The following is a 23,861-nucleotide window of genomic DNA, read 5'->3' as shown; positions in this document are numbered from 1 at the left end:
GGTCTATCGTAATCCCGCGCCCTATTAACATGGTCCCCGCCCCCACACAAATAAACGTCGTCACCGCTATCCCCCGCAACCCCCCACGCTATCATCAAAAACCCCCGGCGGGGGCGCGGCCGCCCCCCGCCGCCACTTCCTTTTCAACCGTGCTCATGCCGCGTGTCCGCGGGCACTATTCCTTGGACACCGGCCCGACGAAATTGGTGTCGAAGCTCGGGCCGAGCGCAAAGCCCTTGAGGTTCTTGCGCAGGCCGGCGACTTCCAGCTGCTGGTGGATGACGACGAAGGGGCTGGTGTCGAGGATTTTCTTCTCGAGATCCTTGTACATGTCGGCGCGTTTGCCGGCGTCCTTCTCGAGCAGTGCTGCTTCCGTTTCCTTGGTCAGGTCCGGAATGTCCCAGGCGTTGCGCCAGGCCAGCGTCTTGGACTTGCCCGCATCCGAATTGTCCGGGTTCGAGGCAAAGGTCTGGGCGTTGGAATTCGGGTCGAAATAATCCTGGCCCCACTGGCCGATATAGATGTCGTGGTTGCGGGCGCGATATTTGGTCAGCGTCTGCTTGCCGTCGCCCGGGATGATCTCGAGCTTGATGCCGGCCTGGCCAAGCGTCTGCTGGATCGATTCCGCCATGCCGGTCGTCGGCTGGCCGGTGCGTACGTCCATGGTTACGCTGAAGCCGTCGGGCAAACCGGCCTTGGCCAGCAATTCCTTGGCCTTGGCGACATCGAGCTTGAACGGATTCTCATCCAATTCGCCGAGCACACCCTTGGGCAGGAAGGTCTGGTGGATTTCGCCGATGCCCTTGAGGATGGTGGAACTCAAGGCATCATAGTCGACCAGATATTTGAAGGCCTGGCGGACCTCCGGCTTGGCGAGGTTCGGGTTCTTCTGGTTGAGGCTGATGTAGTAGACGGTGCCCTTCGGCGCGCTGGTCGAGGTCAGATCAGCATTCTTGGCGATGGCGTCGAGATCGTTCGGCTCGAGATTGCGGGCAACGTCGATGTCGCCGGCTTCGAGCGCCAGGCGCTGGCCCGAGCTTTCCTTCATGTTGCGGTAGATGACGCGGGCAAGTTTGGCCTTCTCGCCGTAGTAATTGTCGTTGCGCTCGAGAACGACTGCCTCATTGGCACGCCATTCGCGCAGCTTGAAGACGCCGGAGCCGGCATAGCCGGTCTTCAGCCAGGCATTGCCGAAATCATTGTCCCATTTGTAGTCGGCGCTCGGCGTCACCGCAGCGACATGTTCCTTGACCAGCTTGGCGTCGACCACCGACGCGACCGTTGCCGACAGACAGTTCAGCACGAAGCTCGGGGCATAGGCCTTGTCGACGGTGAACTGGAAGGTGGTCTCGTCGACCGCCTTGGCCTTCTCGGCGACGTTGTCGCCGCTGATGCCGAACTGGCCGATGATGAAGGCCGGGCTTTTGTCGAGCTTGACCACACGTTCGAAAGACCAGGCGACGTCGGCGGCGGTGATCGGATTGCCGGAGGCGAATTTCAGGCCGGGCTTGAGCTTGAATGTGTAGGTCAGGCCGTCGTCGGAGACGGTCCAGCTTTCGGCAAGGTCTCCCTTGACCTTGGAGGTGTCGCTGAGGTCGAGACGGACAAGCAGATCATAGGTGTTGCCGGTGACCTCGGCGGTCGACAGCTCGAACGCCTCGCCCGGATCCATGGAGATGATGTCGTCGATCGCGAAACCTTCGACCAGCGTGTCGGCGGGCGTGACCGCACCGGCGGGTGCGCCGGCCAGAAGCAGCGCGGACATGGCTGCACCCGCGAGCAGGAAGCGAGAGCGTAGAGCAAACTTTTCCATCATCATCGTGATTGTTCCCTGTTTTGTTGTTTGTTGACCTGAGTTCCCGGCTCAGGGTTGTGGAATTCTTTTCGGGCCTTGAGACGGCCCCACTGACCTCTTACCGTTGCGGTTTTTGTCCAGTTGGTCAACACCATATCCGGCGGCCTCGTGGCGGGCAACGAGCATTTATGCGACGGCTCAATGGGCCAGAAAGGCCGGCGGGATGCCGACGCACAGGCCAGCCAATAGAGGCTGCCGATCGGGAAAATCTGGCGAATGTCGCGACTACTTCAGAGCCGCGACAAGGCCGGCGTCAGGGAAGCAGGTGGCGGCGCGCCCGTTCTTGGCTTGCCAAGTGCCGATCGAACGGCGGGTCTTGAAGCCGGGCAGGCCATCGGCGCTGCCGACATCATAGCCCTGGGCTTCCAGCGCGCGTTGCAGAGCGGCGATGTCCGAACGGTGGAGCCCGCCAACCGCGCCCCAGCTGCCGGCGAAATTGCCATCGCCATGGGCGATGCGGTCGGCGCCGTGGCCGATGAACAGCGCGTAGAGGTCGCTGGTGTTGTATTGCTTCAGCACGTAGAAATTGGGTGTGGCGATAAAGGCCGGGCCGCTGCGCCCTGCCGGCATCAACAGAAAACCCTCGGCCTTCAGCTCACTTGCTGGAAACGGTTTGCCGCCGACGCGCTTGATGCCCATATCAGCCCATTGCGAGATTTTCTTGCCCTGGTCCGGGCCTTCCAGCGAACAGGAAACGCTTTCCGGCACCGTCACCTCGAAACCCCAGCCACGGCCCTTTACCCAACCGTAATGGACGAGATAATTGGCGATCGAGGCCAGCACGTCCGGCGTCGAGTTCCAGATGTCGGCGCGGCCGTCGCCGTCGAAATCGACGGCATGTTTCAGGAACGAGGTCGGCATGAATTGCGGCTGGCCAAGCGCTCCGGCCCAGGACGATTTCATCGCGCCGACCGGAGCCAGCCCGCGCTCGACGATCTCGAGTGCAGCAAGCAACTCGGTGCGGAAGAAGTCCTTCCTGGTCGACATGAACGCTTTGGTGCCCAGCACTTCGAAGGCGTCGTAAGGCATCTTCGCCGCGCCGAATCCGGTTTCGCGGCCCCAGATCGCCAGCAGCACTTCGCCCGGCGCGCCGTAGCGCTTTTCGATTGATGCAAGTGTCCTGGCATTGGTGGCTTCGCGCGCACGCCCGCCCGCCGTCACCGCGCGAACCGTCTTCTCGGCGAAATAGGCGCCGGGTGAGCCGAATTCGGCCTGATGCTGCTTCCGCGGCGTGGTCGCCTTATCGCCCGGCTTGACCAGGTCGGGCAGCTTCAGATTGGGCTTGATGCCGTCGAAGGCGGCATCGAAGGTCTTTTTGGAAATGCCATTCCCCTTGGCTTGCGGCCACAGGTCGTTCTGCAGCCAGGCGCGGAACTGATCGTCGATCTTCGCGGCGGAGGCGGGAGCGGAAATGAAGAGACTGGCTAGCGCGGCCAGAAGAAATGCAGAGATGACGTTGCGAAGGTCGCGTTCTGCGGCAGTCATCTCAGCAAGCATCCCCGCCAACTTTGTCAAAACGCCGTCCGCGAGCGCAGCGCCGCGGCCAGCGTGCCCTCGTCGAGATAGTCGAGTTCGCCGCCGACCGGCACGCCATGCGCGAGCCGTGTCACCTTGATGTCGAAGCCGGACAGCTGATCGGTGAGGTAATGCGCGGTCGTCTGGCCCTCCACCGTCGCATTGACGGCGAGGATGATCTCCTTGACCTCGCCACCGGCGACGCGGTCGACCAGCGAGCGCATGTTGAGCTGGTCGGGGCCGATGCCGTCGAGCGGCGACAGCGTGCCGCCGAGTACGTGGTAGCGCACATTCATCGCCGCCGCGCGCTCCAGCGCCCACAGGTCGGAGACGTCCTCTACGACGATGATGGTGCCGGCGTCACGGCGCGGGTCGGTGCAGATCATGCAAGGGTCCGATGTGTCGACATTGCCGCAGGTCGAGCAGATGCGCACCTTGTCGGCCGCTTCGGCCATGGCGGCGGCCAGCGGCGACAAAAGCTGCTCCTTCTTCTTGATCAGATGAAGGGCCGCACGCCTGGCCGACCGGGGACCCAGCCCCGGCACCTTGGCCAGGAGCTGGATCAGACGTTCGATCTCGGGACCGGCGATTCGCTTCGACATCGCTCTGATCTAGGATTTTTCAGAGCGCTTTGGAACATCCGCATACGCATGACCGCCATATTGGCCTTGGCGGACCAAATGGGCGGGGCCTATGGGGACCATGGAGAGCAGATCAGTTGGTTTCGAGCGGCCGGCCCTGGCTGACGATCATCGCGCCGACAGCGTCGGTGTTCTCAGGCGTCGACTGGAATCCCATAGACGCCTCTTGCGGCGCTTCCTCGACCGAGGAGATGACCCTTGTCCTTGTGTTCAAGGTTCCGCCAAAACGGGCGGCATCCGGTTCCTCCATCGGCTCCTGCATCGCCACCACCGTCGGCTCCGCCGAGACACGCGCGGATTTCGCGGCCGGCACGGCGGCCGCGGTCATATAGGTCTGCTGGGCAGGGACGGACCGGACGGTCGCCGGCTTGGCCGGACGCACCGGCTCGGCGGACGCGACCATCATCGTGACCGGCTCCGCTGGCTTCTGCGGCGCCGCCGAGGCAATGGCGACCTGCGGCTCGTCCGGCAGCGGCTGCCAGTTGCGGCCGCGCTTCTCGTAGAAGGCATTGCCGCCGGCAACCATGGTGTAGTGCATGTTCTTGTAGGGGAAGCGTAAGCCGGCGGTGTGGAAGAACATGGTGTTCTTGAGCTTGGCCTTGCGCTCACCCTTGAGCACCGCCTCGGCAGCCTCTTCGACATCGGGCATTGCGCGTGAATTCATCGGCCTTGTCATGACGCCGGGGGCGAACTGCCCGCGCTCGCCCACCACCTGGCAGATGGTGCTGCCGTGCTTGCCGGAGCGCAGCCGGTTCATCACCACAGTGCCGACCGCTATCATGCCATCGCGGCTCGAGCGGTTGGATTCAAAGAACATCGCCCGTTCCAGGCATTCCTTGTCCTTCGGCGTGTGGCTGTAGGCCCGGGAGTTCAGGAAACCCGGCGTGATGGCGTCGGTCAGGCTGGCGACGGACATGCCGTGTGACGTGGTCTGGCTGCAGGCAGCCAAAAACAGGGGTGAAATGACGGCGCAGAGCAACAGCGGCGTCTTCCATCGCGTGGCAATCAACAGGTAACCCTCTCACTTCCATGCCCGCCCCCAGGCTGCGGCAAGAATGAGACACTTTCGGGCAAAATGATGGCCAAAACGTTATTGATGAGGCTCTGTTGCCAAATTGGTACAGCTGCATGGCCTAAAAGTGAATTAGTGCCCCACTGTGATGGCCGCCGGCTGGCCGGGCTCAAGCTCCTCGACCTTCTCCGAAAACAGGCCGCGCCGGAGGAACAGCGTCCGCGCCTCCCTGGCCGTCGGCGCGATCTTTCCCGGCCAGTCGCTGTCTATGAACTCAGCCTTGGTGAAGTCCGGATTTGTCTCGCTCGCTGCCTCCAGGAATTCGGCGATCTCCAGCACGATCGCGCGCTCGTCCTTTGAAAGCGCCGATGTGCCGGCTTCGATCGACGGGCGATGGACGAAATCCTCGAACAGGTAGAAATAACCCTTGATGCCGACGAGATCGACGCCGTCGTCACAATCGGCCAGGATTTCCAGGATCTCGTAGATCCTGTTGCGGATACGCTGCTCGATCAGTCTTTCGGAGGGCTCTTCGGTCATGGCGATCATGGGCGCCTGCGCCGAATGCTAGAAGGGCAGTTTCATTCCCGGCGGGATCGGCAGACCTGCGGTCAGCGCCTTGGTCTTTTCCTGCATGATCTGCTCGACCTTGGTCTTTGCGTCGTTGTGAGCGGCCAGCACCAGGTCTTCCAGGATCTCGACATCGTCTTCCTTGAACAGAGACGGATCGATCTTCAGCGACTTCATCTCGAATTTTCCGGTCAGCGTCACATTGACCAGACCGCCGCCGGCCTGGCCGGACGCTTCCAGCGTGGCGATCTCGTCCTGCATAGCCTGGAACTTGGCCTGCATTTCCTTCGCCTTGCCCATCAGGCCGAGAAGATCTTTCATGGTCGGGTCCTTTGCGGATTCGTGACTGGATCAGGTTTCATCGTCGTCAGCCGGCGGCTCTACCGGCACTTCAGCCTCTGTCGTTTCGGCTTCCGGCGCGTCTGGAATGCGCACGTCGATGATCTTGGCACCGGGAAAGCGCGCCAGGATGGCGGCCACGGTGGGATCGCTCTTGGCATCGAGAAATGCCGTCTCGCGCTTGGCCGATTCCATTTCGGCGAGCGTCTGGCCGCCCTCTTCCTTCGACAGGGAGACCAGCCAGCTGCGGCCGGTCCAGGCGCGAAGCTTCGTCGTCAGGTCGTTGAGCAGCATCTTGGGCGCATCGCTGGTCAGGCCGACGTCGATGCGGCCGGGCTCGATGCGCACAAACCGGATGCAGCTCTTGACCAGCACCTTGAAGGCGATGTCGCGCTGCGCGTCGGCGAGCGCAATGATGTCGGCCAGCGATTTCAGCGGCGCCGATTCCATGGCCGGCTCCGGCGGAGCGACGTAGGCAACGGCAGCAGGCGAGGCTTCGACCAGCCGCATGCTCTGTGCCCCGCCGGATCCGGATGGCATGCGCGTCTGCGCCACCGCGCCGGCACCACCGCCATTGCCGGAACTTGCCGGCGTCCCATTCGGGCGCGGCGCGCCATTCTGCATGGGCGCAGCGCCCTCGAGCGATCTCAGCGCCTCGTCCAGCGTCGGCAGATCGGCGGCATGCGCCAGCCGGATCAGCACCATTTCGGCGGCACTCACCGGCCGGTTGGAAGACTGCACCTCGGGGATGCCCTTGAGCAGCATCTGCCATGTCCGTGACAGCACCCTGACCGACAGCGTTCTGGCGAAATCGGCGCCGCGCTGCCGCTCGTCCTCGGACAGCGAGGCATCCTCGATGGCCGTCGGCACGAAACGCAGCCGGGTGACGAGATGGTTGAATTCGGCAAGATCGGTCAGCACGGCTGCCGGATCGGCGCCGGTATCGTATTGCGCGCGGAATTCGCCAAGGGCTGCCGCCACATCGCCCTTCATCACATGTTCGAACAGGTCGACGATGCGGGCGCGGTCGGCAAGTCCCAGCATCGCCCGCACAGCCGCGGCACCGACAGTGCCGGCGCCATGGGCAATCGCCTGGTCGAGAATGGAGAGCGAATCACGGGCCGAGCCTTCGGCGGCGCGCGCGATCATCGCCAGCGCGTCGTCGTCGACAGAAATGCCTTCCTGGGCCGAGATCGAGGACAGATGCGCGACCAGAGCGCCGGCGTCGATGCGCCTCAGGTCGAAGCGCTGGCAACGCGACAGGACGGTAATCGGGACCTTGCGGATTTCGGTGGTGGCGAAGATGAATTTGACGTGCGGCGGCGGCTCTTCCAGCGTCTTCAGCAGGCCGTTGAAGGCCTGCGTCGACAGCATGTGCACTTCGTCGATGATGTAGACCTTGTAGCGGGCCGAGACCGGAGCATAGCGCACGCGCTCGATGATATCCCTGATGTCGTCGATGCCGGTGTGCGAGGCGGCGTCCATCTCGATGACGTCGACATGGCGGCCTTCCATGATCGCCTGGCAATGTTCGCCGAGGACGGCGAGGTCGACCGAAGGCTGGTCGATATCGGCGGTTTTATAATTCAGGGCCCGCGCGAGTATGCGCGCCGTCGTGGTCTTGCCGACGCCGCGCACGCCGGTCAGCATCCAGGCCTGGGCGATGCGGCCGGTGGCAAAGGCGTTGGTGAGGGTGCGCACCATCGGCTCCTGGCCGACCAACTCGGAAAAATTCGAAGGACGGTACTTGCGCGCCAGCACGCGATAGGCGGCGGCCTTGCCTATCTCCAGGCTTTTTGGTCCCGAATTTCCGGCTTCGCTCATACGCCCGTAAAGCTCCAAATGGCCGCGCCCGAAGGCGGCCGATTCCTGCGCATAGTCTCGCCCGCGCTGCAATGCGTCGTCAATGTCGCGAGAGGGGCCGATGAGGTGGGAGGCTGGAACAATGACCCGTTCCGGGCTCGTTAGGGCTGCTTCCTTCCGGACCTGACCCGGTTGGCGAGTGGATCGTCCACCACCAACCTCCCGCTTTCCATATCGGCAATTGCGCGACGAAATGCAAGTCCGCCGAAGAAATCGTTAAATGTCGAATCGGCGCACCAAACCGTGAGGGCGCAATGATTCGCTTGCAGCCCCCTTGCCGCCGCTCTAGCCTTCATGTGTTGAGCAAACCAAGAAAAGCAAGGGAAACGCCGATGCTGCCGGGCCTGGAGGCCGGATTTACGCTGGACGCACGGCTGGAGGCGGACAGCGAACAGTTGATGTGGCTTGGGCTGTGCGAATTGCGGGTGATGAACGACCGCCGCTGGCCATGGCTGCTGCTGGTGCCGCAGCGGCCCGGCGCGGAGGAAATCCATGATATGACGCCGCTCGACCAGGCGATGCTGACCTTCGAAACCAACATGGTGGCGCAGGCGCTGAAGAAGGCGACCGGCTGCACCAAGATCAACACCGGCGCGCTCGGCAACATCGTGCGCCAGCTGCACATCCATGTCATCGCGCGTTCGGAAGGCGATCCCGGCTGGCCAGGCCCGGTGTGGGGACATGGCCTGCGTGAGCCCTATCAACGTTCCGACCTGCGACGGTTTGCCGAAACGATCAAGGCGGCGCTATAAGCGTTCCCAGTGTCCATCCCTCAACATTCCAGAGTCCCCATGAGCTTCCGCCTGTTTGACGCGCCTTTGCGCGAGCCGAGCCAGTTCGTCGGCTTCGCCGGCAACACGATCGACCGGCAGTCCGAGAACCGCGCCGACGATTCGGTCGACAAGGCGCTGGCCGATCCGGCGACGCGGCTGCTTCTGATGCATGGCGGCCGGCTCTATCTGAAGCTCGGCGATGGCGGCGCTCTCGATCCCTGGTTCGGCGCCACCGAGAGCGAGCCCTTCAAGGTTTCCCTGGCGCAAGGCATCCTGCTCGGCTTTTCCGAACGAGGACCGGTGCTGGCCGTGCCCGCCGGCGTCGAACCCGAACAGCTTCCCGAAACAGTCAAGGCCATCGACTACCGCTCGGTCTACATGCAAGGGCTGATCGACGAGGCGGCGGCTGGCGCGATGGCGCAAGGGGCGGCCCTGCTCGCCTGGCATGCCAGCCATCGCTTCTGCAGCAAATGCGGTACAGAATCGCAGATGCGGGCGGGCGGCTACAAGCGGCATTGCCCGAATTGCGGCACCGAGCATTTTCCGCGCACCGACCCGGTGGCGATCATGCTGACGGCAACGCGGGAGAAGTGCCTGCTCGGGCGCGGCCGGCATTTCGCGCCGGGCATGTACTCGGCCCTTGCCGGCTTCATCGAGCCGGGCGAGACGATCGAGGCGGCGGTGCGTCGCGAGACGCTGGAAGAGGCCGGCATCAGGCTTGGCCGCGTCGTCTACCACGCCAGCCAGCCCTGGCCGTTTCCCTATTCGCTGATGATCGGCTGCTTCGGCGAGCCGCTCAATGACGATATCCAGGCCGACCTCAACGAGCTTGAGGACTGCCGCTGGTTTTTTCGCGACGAGGTGCGCCTGATGCTGGAAAGGACGCACAAGGACAATCTGGTCACGCCGCCGAAAGGCGCCATTGCGCATCACCTCATCCGCGCCTGGGTCGATTCACAATGATGGCAGCGATTATTCAAAGACATTGCAGGAGCAGGACATGATCCGTCACACCGTCGTTTTCACGCTGAAGCATCCGCCGCATTCGCTGGAGGAAAAGCGGTTCCTGGTCGACGCCAAGAAAATCCTCACCGCGATCAGGGGCGTCACGCATTTCGAGCAATTGCGGCAGATCAGCCCCAAGAACGACTATCGTTTCGGCTTCTCGATGGAGTTCGCCGACCAGGCCGCCTACACCAGGTACAACGACCATCCCGACCATGTCGCCTTCGTGCGCGACCGCTGGGTGCCGGAGGTCGAGACCTTCATGGAGATCGACTATGTGCCGCTGGGCGCGGTGATTTAGGGCATGGTCCCGAAAAGTGGAACCGGTTTTTGGAAAGGATCATGCCCAGTAGCGATCAGTCCGCCACCTTCCACTGCTCACGCGACTCACTGGCCGGATAGACGCCCAGAATCCGCACTTCGCGCGAGAAGAAACGAAGCTCGTCCAGCGCCAGCTTGACCAGCGGGTCGTCGGGATGGCCCTCGATGTCGGCGTAGAACAGCGTCGCCGTGAAAGCGCCCAGCTGGTAGCTCTCCAGCTTGGTCATGTTGATGCCGTTGGTGGCGAAGCCGCCCATCGCCTTGTAGAGCGCGGCCGGCACGTTGCGGACGCGGAAGATGAAAGTCGTCATCATCTTGACGTCAGGCGACGGGCGCTCGGCCCATTGCTTGTTCTTGGTCAGGACGACAAAGCGGGTGACGTTTGAGTCGGTGTCCTCGACGTTTTGCTCGATGATATCGAGCCCGTAGAGGGTCGCTGCCAGTGCGGGCGACAGCGCCGCCATGGTGCGGTCCTTGACCTCGGAGACCATCTTGGCGGCGCCGGCCGTGTCGCCGGCGACGATCGCCTTCCAGCCGTTCTTGCGGATGTATTTGCGGCACTGGCCAAGCGCGTGGATATGGCTGTGCACCGTCTTGATCTCGTCGCGCCTGACGCCCGGCAGCACCATCAGCTGGAAATGGATCGGCAGGAAATATTCGCCGATGATGTGCAGCTTCGATTCCGGCAAGAGATGATGGATATCGGCGACGCGCCCGGCAATGGTGTTCTCGATCGGGATCATGGCGAGGTCGGCCTTGTTGGTCTCGACCGCGTTGAGGGCATCCTCGAAAGTCGGGCATGGCAACGGCTCCATCGAAGGGAACATGTTGCGGCTGGCGGTGTCGGAATTGGCGCCCGGCTCGCCTTGGAAGGATATTCTGTTGGTCTTTTCAGGCATGCCGATATCTCAGGTTGAAAGGATCTGTCTGGCGCGTTCGAGGTCTTCCGGCGTGTCGACGCCGAGCGGCAGCGACTGGACGATCTCGGCGTCGATGCGCATGCCGGCTTCCAGCGCCCGCAACTGTTCCAGCCGCTCGCGCCGTTCGAGCGGCGACGGCTTCAGCGCGACGAAACGCTCGAGTGCTTCGCGGCGATAGGCGTAGAGGCCGACATGATGGTAGAGCGGCCCCTCGCCCCAAGGCGCCGTGGCGCGGGTGAAATAGAGCGCCCTCAGCCTGGTGCCGGAAAGCGGCGAGCCGACGATCTTGACGACATTGGGATTGGTCTTTTCCTCGTCACGGACGATCTCGACGCCGAGCGTGGCGATGTCCACCGCACTGTCCTCGAAAGGCCTGAGCGACGCGGCGATGATCTGGGGATCGATCGTCGGCAGGTCGCCTTGTACATTGACGATGGTTTCGACCTTGCGCCCGGGGTCCAGCGCGATCAGCGCCTCGTGGATCCGGTCGGAGCCGGATTCGTGATCCATGCGCGTCATCACGGCCTCGAAACCGTGCGCGCGCACCGCCTGCGCCACGCTTTGCGTGTCGGTCGCCACCACCACCCGTCCAAGGCCGGCTTCGGCGGCACGGCGGGCGACATGGACGATCATCGGGGCGCCTGCGATGTCGGCCAGAGGCTTGCCCGGCAGGCGGGTCGAAGCCATGCGGGCCGGGATCAGGATCAGCGTGGACATTTCGGGTGCAAGGCGTCTCGAAAGAGGACAGGGAAAGTGGCAAAAGGTCTCACTGGAAGCGCCCTTATAGGTGTTGCAACGCCGCAGCAAAAGACCTAGTTTCCGCCCGATTTGACCGCCCTGGCAGGACGGGTCACGATACCGACGGACGGAGTGGACGGTTCTGTCCGCCGGAAAAGGGAGCAAGGGGCGTATGGATTCCAACGAAGTCAACAAACTGCTCGCCGGATTGCTCGGAACCGTTTTCGTCGTCTTCTCGGTCGGCATTGTGTCGGACGCGCTGTTTGCCTCGCCGGCGCCGGAAAAGCCCGGTTTCGCCATCGAGGCCGCCGAGCCCGCCGAAGGCGGTCCGGCCGCGCCTGCCGCCGCAGCCAAGCCGATCGCCGAACTGCTGGCGACCGCCAATGTCGAGCAAGGTGCTGCCGTCTTCAAGAAGTGCCAAGCCTGCCATTCCGGCGAAAAGGGCGGCCCCAACAAGGTCGGCCCGGACCTGTGGGACCTCATCGACCGCCCCGTTGCCGAGCATGAAGGCTTTGCCTATTCGGCCGGCATGAAGGAATTCTCCAAGGGCGGCGCCGAGAAGTGGACGTACGACAACCTCAACCACTTCATCACTTCGCCGAAGAAACTCGTGAAGGGCACCGCGATGGGCTTCGCCGGCCTGCCCAAGGACGAGGATCGCGCCAACGTCATCGCCTATCTGCGCACGCTGTCCGACAATCCCAAGCCGCTGCCGGCGCCGGGTGCCGCCGCCGATGCAGGCGCGCCCGCCGATGCAGCCGCTCCGGCAAAGCCGGCTGAGGGTGCCGCACCTGCCGCCCCGGCTCCGGCCGCACCGGCACCGGCGCCTGCCCAATAGCCAGATATCATCTCGACGACCTTGAAAAAGCCGGGTTCAGCCCGGCTTTTTTGTTGGGAAAACCGCATAGGGCGGCGACAAAGCCGCGCATGGCGGTTTTCACGAGCGCCAAATCATCTAGATTGCCCATGAACGGGCATTGCAAAGAGGATAGTGCATGACGGTTGGCCGAACGCTTCTCAAGTCGTTGCTGTCGGCTGCCCTTCTGGCGGCGGGATTGCAGGCTGCCCGCGCCGACGAATGGCGCACCACCTCATCGCTGATCGGCGAGTCCAAATACGGCGCCAATTTCCAGCACTACGACTACGTCAACCCGAACGCGCCCAAGGGCGGCACGCTGAATTCGGTGGTGCCAGGTACATTCGACAGCTTCAATCCCTACGTCGTCCAGGGATCACCGGCCGCCGGCCTCGTCGGGTTTGGCGGCGGCCTGCTCTACGACACGCTGATGGAGCAGGCGACCGATGAAGGCAGCACCAGCCATCCACTGATCGCCGATGCCTACAAATATCCTGATGATTATTCCTCCGCGACCTACCGGCTCGATCCGCGCGCCAAATGGCATGACGGCCAGCCGATCACCGTCGATGACGTGATCTGGTCGTTTCATGTGCTGAAGGCCAACAGCCCGCAGTACAGCCGCTATTTTGAGAATGTCACCGATGCGGTGGCGATTTCGGATCGCGAGGTGGAGTTCCATTTCAACCAGAAGGGCAATCGCGAATTGCCCAAGATCATCGGCGACCTTGCCGTGCTGCCGAAACATTGGTGGGAAGGCACCGATGCCAACGGCAAGAAGCGGGACGTAACCAAGCCGACGCTGGAAATTCCGCTCGGTTCGGCCGCCTACAAGATCACCAGCTTCAAGCCGGGTTCGGAAATCATCTGGCAGCGTGTGCCGGACTATTGGGCGGCCAAGCTGCCGGTGAAGATCGGCCGTGAGAATTTCGACACCCGACGCTACACCTATATTCTGGACGACAACGCTGCCTGGCTCGCCTTCACCAAGGGTGGGCTGGAAGACATCAACCGCGAATACAGTTCGCGCAAATGGGCGACGGCTTACAATTTCCCGGCATTCCAAGCCGGCGATGTCATCAAGAAGGATTTCCAGACCCAGGCGCCGGAACCGATGCAGGGCTTCGTCCTCAACCAGCGACGGCCGCTGTTCCAGGACCGGCTGGTGCGTGAAGCGCTGACCATTCCGTTCGATTTCGAGAGCATGAACCGCACACTGTTCTTCGGCTTCAACACCCGCACGTCGAGCTATTTCCAGGGCACCGAACTGGCCTCGAACGGGTTGCCGCAGGGCAAGGAACTGGAAATCCTGGAAAAATACCGAGACAAGCTGCCGCCCGAACTTTTCACGCAGGAATTCAAGCTGCCGGTTTATGATTCACCGCAGGCGGAACGGAAGTACCTGAAACAGGCGGTCGATCTCTTCGCCAAGGCGGGCTGGGTGATCAAGGGCGGCAAGATGGTCAATGCCAAGACCGGCGCGCCGTTCAAGTTCGAAATCCTTGGCTGGAACGACACCGACCAGGTGATCGCCAGCCCCTACATCGCCAATCTGCGCAAGATCGGCGTCGACGCCACTTTGCGCATCATCGACCAGACGCAGTACATCAACCGCGTCAACAATTTCGATTTCGATGTCGTCACCGGGATGCTGCAGCAGTCGGATTCGCCGGGCAACGAGCAGCGCGACTTCTGGAGCTCTAAAGCTGCCGACTCGCCCGGTTCGCGCAATCTGATGGGCATCAAGGACCCGACCGTCGACGCGCTGGTCGATCGCATTATCTTCGCGACCGATCGCGACGATCTCGTCGCCGCCACCCATGCGCTCGACCGCATCCTGCTGTGGAACTTCTACGTGGTTCCCCAATATTACCGGTCGGCGGTGTGGCTGGCCTATTGGGACAAGTTCAAATTCCCCGACAAGCAGCCTGCCTATGCCGGAGCCGACATCGATTCCTGGTGGATCGACCCGGACAAGGAGAAGGCGCTGGCGGCCAAGTACAAGGGTGGCAATTGATGGCGGCCCTTGCCCGCCGCGACTTCCTGGCCCTGGGCAGTGCCGCGGCAGCCGCCGCCTTGCTGCCCGGCAAGGCCTTCGCCGACACTGCGACCGGCACCAAGCTGCACGGCCTGTCGGCCTTCGGCGACCTCAAATACAAACCCGATTTCGCGCATTTCGACTACGTCAATCCTGACGCCCCAAAGGGCGGCCAGATGAATTTCGCGCCGCCGAACTCGACCCTCAATCAGAGCTTCCTGACCTTCAACACCCTGAATTTCCTGGTGTTGAAGGGAGAGGCTCCGCCGCGCGCCGAACTCTGTTTCGATTCCCTGATGACAAGCGCGCTCGATGAGCCGGATGCGGCCTACGGCCTGCTCGCCGAAACCGTTACCCTGTCGCCAGACCGCAACGGTTTCCGCTTCGCCCTGCGACCGCAAGCGCGTTTCCATGACGGCTCGCCGCTGACCGCGGACGACGTTGTCTTCGCGCTGAAGCTTTATAAGGACAAGGGCCATCCGAACCTTTCCCAGGCGTTGCGGTACATGACCGACGCGGTTGCGGTCGATCCCGCCACCGTCAACCTCACTTTCAACGGCGAACAGTCAGCGCAAAACATCCTGGCGATCGTGGGGATGCCGATCGTCTCCAAGGCCTTTTACACGGCCAATGATTTCGATGCCTCGACCATGACACCGCCGCTTGGCTCGGGTCCCTACAAGATTGGACGCGTGGCGGCCGGACAGACTGTCGAATATGACCGCGTGGCCGACTATTGGGGCCGCGATCTGCCAGTGAACCGCGGCCTCTACAATTTCGACCGCATCCGCATCGACTTCTATCTTGACCGGCAGGCGGCGTTCGAAGCCTTCAAGAAAGGCGACACGCATTTTCGCGAGGAATTCACCTCGCGGGTATGGGCGACCGGATATGACTTTCCGGCGCTGAAGGACGGCAAGGTCGTCAAACGGGAATTTCCCGGCGAGAAGACGCCGGATATGCAGAGCGTCGCACTGAACCAGCGTCGTCCGCAATTCCGCGATGAGCGGGTGCGGCGGGCGATCGCTAGGTGCTTCGATTTCGAATGGATGAAGCGGGCGCTGTTTTACGGCTCCTACGAGCGTTCTCAATCGAACTTCGAACGGTCGGATTACAAGGCCGAAGGCCTGCCCTCGCCTGAGGAATTGGCCCTGCTGGAGCCGTTCCGGGCCGAATTGCCGCCAGAGGTTTTTGGTGAAGCGGTGACGCAGCCCCTTTCCGACGGTTCGGGCCATGACCGCAAGCTGCTGGGCGAGGCTTCGAGATTGCTTGCGCAGGCCGGCTGGAAGCGCGATGGCAGTTTCGTCGTCAGCGACAAGGGTGAGCGGCTGCGGGTCGAAATGCTGGCGGAGGACGACGGCATCGTTCGCATCTACACCCCTTGGTCCGAGAATATGAAGGCGATCGGGATCGACGCATCGATCCGGCAAATCGATTCGGCGCAGTATGAGCAGCGGCACAGCAATTACGACTTCGATCTTGCCTTGCTGCATTGGTCGATCGGGGCGACGCCGACCGACGACAGCCTGCAGATGCTCTATGATTCCCGGATGGCGAAAATCCCGGGGCAGCGCAACTATCCGGGCACGGAAAGCAAGGCCATCGACGCCCTGATCGCGGCAGCCGGCAAGGCGAAAGACCGTATAGAACTCGTCACGGCGCTCAGAGCGCTCGACCGGGTCTTGCGCGCGCGGCTCGACTGGATTCCAACATACTATCTGGCGAATCACCGCGTCGCCTATTGGGACATGTTCGGCTTTGTCGAACAGAAGCCCGATTTCGGCTTTCCGGTCGAGACGCTGTGGTGGTTCGATAAGGGCAAGGCGGCAAAAATTGGCAAAGGCTGAGATGTTCGCTCAAGCGGGGCAAAAGGCCTGATGGGCGCCTATATCCTGCGCCGCATCCTGTTGATGATCCCGACCCTGTTCGGCATCATGGCGATATCCTTCGCCGTTATCCAGTTCGCCCCCGGCGGCCCGGTCGAGCAGGTTATCGCCCGGCTGACCAATCAGGGCGGCAGCGACCGCCTCGGCGGCGGTGGCGGCGACGCGGGTTCTGGGGGCAGCCTGGATGTCGCCGGTGACGTCAGTTCGAAATATCGCGGGGCGCAGGGGCTCGATCCGGAATTCATTAAGAAGCTGGAAAAGCAGTTCGGCTTCGACAAGCCGCCGCTCGAGCGCTTCGGCATGATGCTGTGGAACTATGCCCGCTTCGATTTCGGCGACAGCTATTTCCGCGACATTTCGGTGCTCGACCTGATCCTGGAGAAGATGCCGGTGTCGATCTCGATCGGGCTGTGGATCACGCTTTTGTCCTACCTGATCTCGATCCCGCTCGGCATCCGCAAGGCGGTCAAGGACGGCACTCCCTTCGACGTCTGGACCAGCGGCGTCGTCATTGTCGGCTATGCCATTCCGGGCTTCCTGTTCGGCATCATGCTGATGGTGCTGTTTGCCGGCGGGTCTTTCTGGGACTGGTTTCCGCTGCGCGGCCTCACCTCGGACAATTGGGATCAATTGTCCTGGTGGGGAAAGATCGTCGACTATTTCTGGCACATGACCTTGCCGCTGACCGCGCTGGTGCTGTCGGCCTTCGCCACGACGACGCTATTGACCAAGAACTCGTTCCTCGAAGAAATCCGCAAGCAGTATGTGGTGACGGCGCGGGCCAAGGGCCTGTCGGAACGGCAGGTGCTCTACGGCCACGTCTTCCGCAACGCCATGCTGATCGTCATCGCCGGCTTTCCCGGCGCCTTCATCTCGGCCTTCTTCACCGGCTCGCTGCTGATCGAGAACATCTTCTCCCTCGATGGCCTCGGCCTGCTCGGCTTCCGGTCGGTGGTCGAGCGCGACTATCCGGTGGTGTTCGCCAATCTCTATATCTTCTCGCTGCTGGGGCTGTTCGTCGGTCTCTTGTCCGACCTGCTCTACACCTGGGTCGATCCGCGCATCGATTTCGAGCGGAGAGACGTCTGATGTCGGAGGCTACAGTCCCCGTGGGCGCGGCTCCCGCGCGGATCAAGCGGCCGTTTCTGTCGCCGCTCAACAAGCGGCGCCTGCAGAACTTCAGAGCCAACCGGCGCGGCTACTGGTCGCTGTGGATCTTCCTCGTCCTGTTCGTGCTGTCGCTGTTTTCCGAGTTCATCGCCAACGACAAGCCGATCATCGCCTCCTACAAGGGCGAGATCCTGTTTCCGGTGCTGGTCGCCTACCCCGAGGAAAAATTCGGCGGTTTCTATGCCGTCACCGATTATCGCGACCCGGTCATCCAGGACGAGATCAACGCCAATGGCTGGATGATCTGGCCACCGGTGCGCTACTCCTATCAGACCGTCAACAACGCCATTCCGGAAGCAGCGCCGGCCAGGCCGTCTTGGCAGTATGACGCCACGAAGCGCTGCAACCAGTATCCGAAGGGTGCCGCCGACCCGGCCTGCATGGTCGGCAACTGGAATTGGTTAGGCACCGACGACCAGGCGCGCGACGTGCTGGCGCGCGTCATCTACGGCTTCCGCATTTCGGTGCTGTTCGGCCTGATCCTGACCGCCGGCTCGGCCTTGATCGGCGTCGCGGCCGGCGCCGTGCAAGGCTATTTCGGCGGCTGGACGGATCTCTTGTTCCAGCGTTTCATCGAAATCTGGTCTGCCATCCCGGTGCTCTATCTCCTGCTCATCGTCGCCGCCATCCTGCCGCCGGGCTTCTTCATCCTGCTCGGCCTGATGCTGCTGTTCTCCTGGGTGGCGCTGGTCGGTGTGGTGCGGGCCGAGTTCCTGCGCGCCCGCAATTTCGAATATGTCAACGCGGCCCGGGCGCTCGGCGTGCCCAACCGCACCATCATGTTCCGGCACCTGCTGCCCAACGCCATGGTGGCGACATTGACCTTCATGCCCTTCCTGCTCTCAGGCTCGATCTCGACGCTGACCTCGCTCGACTACCTCGGCTTTGGCCTGCCGCCCGGCTCCGCCTCGCTCGGCGAACTGCTCAAGCAGGCGCAGCGGAACCTCAATGCGCCGTGGCTCGGCATTTCCGGCTTCGTCGTCATCTCGCTGATGCTGTCGCTGCTGGTCTTCGTCGGCGAGGCGACGCGCGACGCCTTCGATCCGCGCAAGACGTTCAGATGAGCGAAGCCCCCTTGCTCAGCGTACAGGACCTCAGCGTCGCCTTCAGCCAGGGCGGCAGCCAGTCGTTGGCCGTCGACCACATCTCGTTCGACATCGCCAAGGGCGAGACAGTGGCGCTGGTCGGCGAATCCGGTTCCGGCAAATCGGTCTCGGCGCTTTCGGTGCTGAAGCTGTTGCCTTATCCAAGCGCCAGCCATCCCTCGGGAAAGATCCTGTTCCAGGGCGCCGACCTGCTGGCGATGAACGAGAAGCAGTTGCGGCAGGTGCGCGGCAACAAGATCACCATGATCTTCCAGGAGCCGATGACCTCGCTCAATCCGCTGCACACGATCGAGCATCAAATCGTCGAGATCCTGAAGCTGCATCAGGGCATGGCCGACCGCCCGGCCAAGGAGCGCACGCTGGCCTTGCTCAACGAGGTCGGCATCCGCGATCCGCACAAGCGCCTCGATGCCTATCCACACCAGTTGTCCGGCGGCCAGCGCCAGCGCGTGATGATCGCCATGGCGCTGGCCAACGAGCCCGAACTTCTGATCGCCGACGAGCCGACGACGGCGCTCGACGTCACCGTGCAGGCGCAGATCCTCGAACTGCTGGCCGGCTTGAAGAGCCGCAAGGGCATGTCGATGCTGTTCATCACCCATGATCTCGGCATTGTGCGCAAGATCGCCGACCGTGTCTGCGTGATGACCAAGGGCAAGATCGTCGAGACAGGGCCGACCAAGGAGATCTTCGCCAATCCGCAGCATGCCTATACGCGGCATCTGCTGGCGGCCGAGCCGAAGGGCAAGCCGCCGGCCGCCAATGCCGATGCCAAGCCTGTCATGACCGGCAAGGACGTAAAGGTCTGGTTCCCGATCAAGCAGGGCTTCTTCCGCCGCACCGTCGACAATGTGAAGGCGGTGGACGGCATCGATGTCACCGTGCGCGCCGGCCAGACGCTCGGCGTGGTCGGCGAATCCGGCTCCGGCAAGACGACGCTCGGCCTGGCGCTGGCGCGCATGATCTCGTCGACCGGCACGATCCAGTTCAACGGCCGCGACATCAACCAGCTGTCCTTCAACGCCATGCGGCCGCTCAGGCGCGAATTGCAGATCGTCTTCCAGGATCCGTTCGGCTCGCTCAGCCCGCGCATGTCGATCGCCGAGATCATCGAGGAAGGCCTGAAAATCCACGAGCCGAAGCTGTCGCCCGACGAGCGCGACGACAAGGTGGCCGCCGTGCTGAAGGAGGTCGGGCTCGATCCGGCGACACGCAACCGCTATCCGCACGAGTTTTCCGGCGGCCAGCGCCAGCGCGTTGCCATCGCACGCGCCATGGTGCTCAACCCGCGCTTCGTCATGCTGGACGAGCCGACATCGGCACTCGACATGAGCGTGCAGGCGCAGGTCGTCGATCTGCTGCGCAGCCTGCAGGCCAAGCACGATCTCGCCTATCTCTTCATCAGCCATGATTTGAAAGTCATCCGCGCGCTCGCCAACGACGTCATCGTCATGCGCAATGGCAGGATCGTCGAAGCCGGTCCTTCCCAGCAGATTTTTGAAAATCCGCAAACCGACTATACTCGGGCGCTGATCTCGGCCGCCTTCAAGATCGAGACGGCACCGGTCGGCATCGTCAGCGAGTGATTTGCGTAGAGAGGGACTAAAAGACCGCAATGGAAAAAGGCCGTATCCTGCTTGCCGTCACCGGCTTTCATCCGCAGCGCTGGCGCGAGCTCCTGTCGGCCGAGCGCGAGGTGGTGCTGGAGCCCGACGGCGCCAGCGACCCGTCGATCACCTATGCCGTGGTGTGGAAGCAGAAGCCGAACCTGTTGTCGTCGCTGCCCAATCTGCGAGCCATCTTTTCGATCGGCGCCGGCGTCGATCATATCTTCGCCGATCCCGGCCTGCCCGATGTGCCGATCGTCAAGGTCGTCGCCGACAACCTCACCCAGTACATGACCGAATATGTCGTCTGGCGGGTTCTCGACCATCACCGCCAGGGCCTGCTCTACCGGTCGCAGCAGCCGAAGAAGATCTGGCACGAGCCGCAGCAGAGGCCTGCCGGTGACATTTCGGTCGGCATCATGGGCCTCGGCAGTCTCGGCCGCGCCGCGGCCTCGGTGCTTTTGTCGCTCGGCTTTGCCGTCAATGGCTGGTCGCGCACCGACAAGGCCATGGAAGGCGTCGCGACCTATTCCGGCGAAGCTGGACTGATCCCCTTCCTCAAGGCCACCGACATCCTGGTGGTGCTTTTGCCGCTGACGCCTGAGACCAAGGGCATTATCAACTACGGCGTGCTGAAGGAATTGCGGAAGCGCAACGGCCTCGGCGGTTCGGTGCTGATCAATGCCGGGCGCGGCCGTCTGCAGAAGGATGCCGACATTTTGCGGGCGCTGGATGACGGCACATTGAAGGAGGCGAGCCTCGACGTGTTCGAGGTCGAACCGCTGCCGAAGACCAGTCCGCTGTGGGGGCATCCAAAAGTGTTTGTGACGCCGCACGCGGCAGCGACCTCCGATCCGGTGCATCTGGCGCCGATCATGCTGCGCCAGATGGACGCCTTCGAACGCGGTGAAAAGCTGGACAATCTGGTGGACCGCAAGGCGGGGTACTAGCCAGGCAGAGCGATCTTCTTCTGCTTGTCCGGCTGGCCGCAGTCGCGTCGATCGATCGACCGGTTCATGGCATCGATCTCACCGCTTGCCTTGTCGGTATCGCGTTTGGCCTTGGAGCGCATGTCAGGCGTGAACGGGCCGAAGCCCATCGCCGGGTTGGAGAATGTCGGCTTGGCCTTCGCCGGAAGGTTGTATTGCTGCGCCAAGCCGTTGCGCTGCGCCAGCAACTGATCGCACGGCACGGTGTCGTATTGCAGGGAGGACTGGACGTTCGCATCCTGCTGTTCCGACATCGACGTGCCGCCGACACAGCCGGCGGTCAGCAGGCAAGAGGCCAAGATCATCATGTTCCAGCGCATCGACTATGCTCCTCCTGATATCCAGCCCTGACTCGACCAGATCGCAAATATCAGTCGCGCATGCAAATCGGACTTTTTCACAGCAAGAATGTTTGCGAGGCGGCGAGGCTGCCCCTCCGCTGGCGCGTGGCTGACGGAGCATCAAACGAAAAACCCGCCTGCGCGGCGGGTCACTGGCGCAAATCAGCACCATGAGCGAAAATGTACCATAGCTGAGGGCAGGGTGTCAAGAAAAAATTCCTATCGCTGCCGGCAAAAGCTGCCGACACCGCCGAACTGGCTGTCGTCAGGTCCTTTGTCGGGCTGAGTTCGGAGCCCCGGCCACAACGACCAACCCGTTGACGTGTTCCCCACGATCCTGCCGGATGACGGTTGGCTCCAGTGAGAGGACCGAAAGCCCGTTGGCGGCCAGGACGTCGCGCACATAGTGTTGTGCATGCGCATAGCGGCGCGACGGCTGCAGCACGAAATCGCCATCGCCAGCCAGCGTCTCGACGGAAAACGCGAACAGGCCATCCGTGGCCAGCAAGCCGGCAATCGTCTTCACCACGCCGTCCAGCGCGCCGACATAGATGAAAACATCGGCCACCGTCACCAGATAGGCTTTCGGACCGGCATAGGGAAAATCCCGCAGATCGGCCTTGTCGAGGAAATCGTAGACGCCCTTGGTCCGCGCCTTTCTCAGCATTTTGGCCGAAATGTCATACCCCTCCAGCCGGTCGACGATCGGCCGCAGCCTCTGCCCCATCAGGCCGGTGCCGCAGCCGAGATCCAGAGCGAGCGGGAAGCGTCCCGGCCTTGCCGCTCGAATGGCCTGGTCGAGCATCCCAGGCAGGCGGTAACCCAGCCTGCCGACCAGGGACTCGTCGAAGCTCTCGGCATAATGGTCGAACAGTGTCTCGACGAAGGCGCTGGGGAGCGCGTGGAGCGCCGGCGCCTTGCCGATCAATTGCAGGTTCAGCGCAGCGCCTTGACGATCCGATGGATCGAGTTGCAGCGACATCGTCCAGGCCTGCACGGCCAAATCCGCCGCGCCCGCCGCCTGCTGCATCTCGCCGAGGCGAAACCAGCCCATCGCCCATTGCGGTGTCATTTCCAGCGCGCCGAGCAGCAATTCCGCCGCCGCCGCGTGATCGCCATCCGCGTGCAGCATCTCGGCATAATCGGCACGGCGATCGGCGTTCAAGTCGCCGGACGAGGCCTGAAGCGGTTTCATGGCGATGGGTCCTGCCGGCGGATCGAGCCGGCGGTGCTCTATGCGGGAGTCAGCAATGACTTACAACAGGCTTCCCGCCGCGGAATTATATCCTATCTTGGGGATCATGCGCGCCAGCGACCTGCTTCATCCCCGGCCCGAGGGCCTCTATTGCCCGCCGGGCGATTTCTTCATCGACCCGGTGCGGCCGGTCGATCGCGCGTTGATCACGCATGGCCATTCCGACCATGCGCGTTCCGGCCACCGCTCGGTGCTGGCGACGCGGCAGACGCTGGACATTATGGGCCTGCGCTACGGCGAGGATTTCGCTGGCACGACGCAGGCAGCTCGGATCGGCGAAACGATTGCGCTCAACGGTGTCAGCGTCAGCTTCCATCCAGCCGGCCATGTGCTGGGCTCGGCGCAGATATCCGTCGAGCATCAGGGCACGCGCATCGTCGCTTCCGGCGACTACAAGCGGCGGAGGGACGCGACCTGCGCGCCATTCGAGCCGATCCCGTGCGATGTGTTCATCACCGAAGCGACCTTCGGCCTGCCGGTGTTTCGCCATCCACCCGACACAGAAGAAATCGCCCGCCTGCTGAAATCGGCAGCGCAGTTCCCTGAGCGCTCGCATCTGGTCGGCGCCTATGCGCTGGGCAAGGCGCAACGGGTGATGCGGCTGTTGCGCGACGCCGGCTACGACAGGCCGCTCTACATCCATGGCGCGTTGGCCAAACTCAGCGAATATTACCACAGCCAAGGCATCGATCTCGGCACCCTCGAACCGGCAACCGTCGAAAGCGGCGGCAAGGATGATTTTACCGGCGCCATCGTCGTCGGCCCGCCATCGGCCTTCGCCGACCGCTGGGCACGGCGTTTTCCCGATCCGATCTCGTGCTTCGCGTCGGGCTGGATGCGCATTCGCCAGCGCGCCAAGCAAGGCGGCGTCGAGCTGCCGCTGATCATCTCGGACCATGCCGACTGGGATGAGTTGACCGCCACGATCAAGGAGACCGGAGCCGAGGAGATCTGGGTGACGCATGGCCGCGAGGAAGCGCTGGTGCGCTGGTGCGAGCTCGAAGGCATCGCCGCCCGGCCACTGCATCTGGTGGGGTACGAGGACGAGGGCGATTGAAGCC

General features: G+C 62.8%; 22 protein-coding genes and 1 other RNA gene. 11 read left to right on the top strand and 12 right to left on the bottom strand.

Features of this window, described 5'->3' with window-relative positions; translation table 11 throughout:
- Window positions 1-175 precede the first annotated feature (175 nt).
- The 8 genes from AC0L3E_RS22745 to ffs all read right to left on the bottom strand — a co-directional run bounded on the left by AC0L3E_RS22745 (window position 176) and on the right by ffs (window position 7,958).
- Window positions 176-1,819, bottom strand: a complete 1,644-nt coding sequence (locus AC0L3E_RS22745; RefSeq protein WP_473605663.1) for an ABC transporter substrate-binding protein — start codon at window positions 1,817-1,819, stop codon at window positions 176-178.
- A gap of 261 nt (window positions 1,820-2,080) precedes the next feature.
- Entirely contained in the window at window positions 2,081-3,340 is a 1,260-nt protein-coding gene (locus tag AC0L3E_RS22740) for a lytic murein transglycosylase (RefSeq protein WP_473605662.1), read from the bottom strand.
- 26 nt (window positions 3,341-3,366) lie between these two features.
- On the bottom strand, window positions 3,367-3,972 hold the full coding sequence (gene recR, locus AC0L3E_RS22735; protein WP_027039603.1) for a recombination mediator RecR: 606 nt from the start codon (window positions 3,970-3,972) through the stop codon (window positions 3,367-3,369).
- 112 nt (window positions 3,973-4,084) lie between these two features.
- Window positions 4,085-5,020 (bottom strand): cell wall hydrolase, encoded by a 936-nt coding sequence (locus tag AC0L3E_RS22730; RefSeq protein WP_473605661.1) that lies wholly within the window; start codon window positions 5,018-5,020, stop codon window positions 4,085-4,087.
- Window positions 5,021-5,155: 135 nt separating this feature from the next.
- The gene (locus tag AC0L3E_RS22725; protein ID WP_127272517.1) at window positions 5,156-5,563 is read right to left on the bottom strand and encodes a hypothetical protein; all 408 of its coding nucleotides are present in this window, start codon (window positions 5,561-5,563) and stop codon (window positions 5,156-5,158) included.
- Between the two features lie 27 nt (window positions 5,564-5,590).
- Window positions 5,591-5,914: a YbaB/EbfC family nucleoid-associated protein gene (locus AC0L3E_RS22720; protein WP_013527931.1), complete on the bottom strand. Its 324-nt coding sequence runs from the start codon at window positions 5,912-5,914 to the stop codon at window positions 5,591-5,593.
- 30 nt (window positions 5,915-5,944) lie between these two features.
- Window positions 5,945-7,756: a DNA polymerase III subunit gamma/tau gene (locus AC0L3E_RS22715; RefSeq protein WP_473605660.1), complete on the bottom strand. Its 1,812-nt coding sequence runs from the start codon at window positions 7,754-7,756 to the stop codon at window positions 5,945-5,947.
- A 105-nt stretch (window positions 7,757-7,861) separates the two neighbouring features.
- Window positions 7,862-7,958, bottom strand: an RNA gene (gene ffs, locus AC0L3E_RS22710) — signal recognition particle sRNA small type.
- A gap of 169 nt (window positions 7,959-8,127) precedes the next feature.
- Between ffs and AC0L3E_RS22705 the strand changes: the two genes are divergently transcribed.
- Genes AC0L3E_RS22705 through AC0L3E_RS22695 form a run of 3 tightly spaced genes read left to right on the top strand, consistent with a single transcriptional unit; the run spans window position 8,128 to window position 9,874 of the window.
- Window positions 8,128-8,547, top strand: coding sequence for an HIT domain-containing protein (locus AC0L3E_RS22705; RefSeq protein WP_127256953.1), 420 nt, complete (start codon window positions 8,128-8,130; stop codon window positions 8,545-8,547).
- A 39-nt stretch (window positions 8,548-8,586) separates the two neighbouring features.
- Window positions 8,587-9,531, top strand: a complete 945-nt coding sequence (gene nudC, locus AC0L3E_RS22700) for an NAD(+) diphosphatase (protein ID WP_027039609.1) — start codon at window positions 8,587-8,589, stop codon at window positions 9,529-9,531.
- A gap of 37 nt (window positions 9,532-9,568) precedes the next feature.
- Window positions 9,569-9,874 carry a Dabb family protein gene (locus tag AC0L3E_RS22695; protein ID WP_128307753.1) on the top strand — a complete coding sequence of 102 codons (306 nt, stop codon included), beginning with the start codon at window positions 9,569-9,571 and terminating at the stop codon, window positions 9,872-9,874.
- Window positions 9,875-9,929: 55 nt separating this feature from the next.
- Here AC0L3E_RS22695 and AC0L3E_RS22690 read toward each other — a convergent pair whose 3' ends face one another.
- Together AC0L3E_RS22690 and AC0L3E_RS22685 are read right to left on the bottom strand one after the other, a co-directional pair.
- A complete protein-coding gene (locus AC0L3E_RS22690; protein WP_128307754.1) occupies window positions 9,930-10,793 on the bottom strand; it encodes a prephenate dehydratase in 864 nt (287 codons plus the stop codon).
- Between the two features lie 9 nt (window positions 10,794-10,802).
- The gene (locus AC0L3E_RS22685; RefSeq protein WP_128307755.1) at window positions 10,803-11,531 is read right to left on the bottom strand and encodes a 3-deoxy-manno-octulosonate cytidylyltransferase; all 729 of its coding nucleotides are present in this window, start codon (window positions 11,529-11,531) and stop codon (window positions 10,803-10,805) included.
- A 193-nt stretch (window positions 11,532-11,724) separates the two neighbouring features.
- Between AC0L3E_RS22685 and AC0L3E_RS22680 the strand changes: the two genes are divergently transcribed.
- The 7 genes from AC0L3E_RS22680 (at window position 11,725) to AC0L3E_RS22650 (ending at window position 21,165) form a co-directional block, all read left to right on the top strand.
- Window positions 11,725-12,390: a c-type cytochrome gene (locus AC0L3E_RS22680; RefSeq protein ID WP_292630986.1), complete on the top strand. Its 666-nt coding sequence runs from the start codon at window positions 11,725-11,727 to the stop codon at window positions 12,388-12,390.
- 157 nt (window positions 12,391-12,547) lie between these two features.
- The gene (locus tag AC0L3E_RS22675; protein ID WP_473605659.1) at window positions 12,548-14,425 is read left to right on the top strand and encodes an extracellular solute-binding protein; all 1,878 of its coding nucleotides are present in this window, start codon (window positions 12,548-12,550) and stop codon (window positions 14,423-14,425) included.
- A complete protein-coding gene (locus AC0L3E_RS22670) occupies window positions 14,425-16,293 on the top strand; it encodes an extracellular solute-binding protein (RefSeq protein ID WP_473605658.1) in 1,869 nt (622 codons plus the stop codon). Before AC0L3E_RS22675 ends, AC0L3E_RS22670 begins: the two co-directional genes overlap by 1 nt.
- A 30-nt stretch (window positions 16,294-16,323) precedes the next feature.
- Complete coding sequence (locus tag AC0L3E_RS22665; protein ID WP_473605657.1) at window positions 16,324-17,421, top strand: microcin C ABC transporter permease YejB; 1,098 nt, start codon at window positions 16,324-16,326, stop codon at window positions 17,419-17,421.
- Window positions 17,421-18,566, top strand: a complete 1,146-nt coding sequence (locus AC0L3E_RS22660; RefSeq protein ID WP_256745910.1) for an ABC transporter permease — start codon at window positions 17,421-17,423, stop codon at window positions 18,564-18,566. The genes AC0L3E_RS22665 and AC0L3E_RS22660 overlap by 1 nt, the downstream gene beginning before the upstream one ends.
- Window positions 18,563-20,194 carry an ABC transporter ATP-binding protein gene (locus AC0L3E_RS22655; protein ID WP_473605656.1) on the top strand — a complete coding sequence of 544 codons (1,632 nt, stop codon included), beginning with the start codon at window positions 18,563-18,565 and terminating at the stop codon, window positions 20,192-20,194. The genes AC0L3E_RS22660 and AC0L3E_RS22655 overlap by 4 nt, the downstream gene beginning before the upstream one ends.
- 29 nt (window positions 20,195-20,223) lie before the next feature.
- Window positions 20,224-21,165 (top strand): 2-hydroxyacid dehydrogenase, encoded by a 942-nt coding sequence (locus AC0L3E_RS22650; protein WP_127321001.1) that lies wholly within the window; start codon window positions 20,224-20,226, stop codon window positions 21,163-21,165.
- On the opposite strand, the gene AC0L3E_RS22645 is transcribed toward AC0L3E_RS22650, so the two are convergent.
- Both AC0L3E_RS22645 and AC0L3E_RS22640 read right to left on the bottom strand, forming a co-directional pair.
- Window positions 21,162-21,524 carry a hypothetical protein gene (locus AC0L3E_RS22645; protein ID WP_127271228.1) on the bottom strand — a complete coding sequence of 121 codons (363 nt, stop codon included), beginning with the start codon at window positions 21,522-21,524 and terminating at the stop codon, window positions 21,162-21,164. The genes AC0L3E_RS22650 and AC0L3E_RS22645 overlap by 4 nt on opposite strands.
- Window positions 21,525-21,810: 286 nt before the next feature.
- Window positions 21,811-22,740 (bottom strand): class I SAM-dependent DNA methyltransferase, encoded by a 930-nt coding sequence (locus AC0L3E_RS22640; protein ID WP_473605655.1) that lies wholly within the window; start codon window positions 22,738-22,740, stop codon window positions 21,811-21,813.
- Window positions 22,741-22,846: 106 nt separating this feature from the next.
- Here AC0L3E_RS22640 and AC0L3E_RS22635 point away from each other — a divergent pair, with 106 nt between their 5' ends.
- Window positions 22,847-23,857: a ligase-associated DNA damage response exonuclease gene (locus AC0L3E_RS22635; RefSeq protein WP_473605654.1), complete on the top strand. Its 1,011-nt coding sequence runs from the start codon at window positions 22,847-22,849 to the stop codon at window positions 23,855-23,857.
- Window positions 23,858-23,861: the final 4 nt, after the last annotated feature.

Source organism: Mesorhizobium sp. WSM4822, assembly GCF_055811155.1.
Note: the sequence above shows the minus strand (reverse complement) of the source record. Positions and strands in the feature narration are given on the sequence as shown.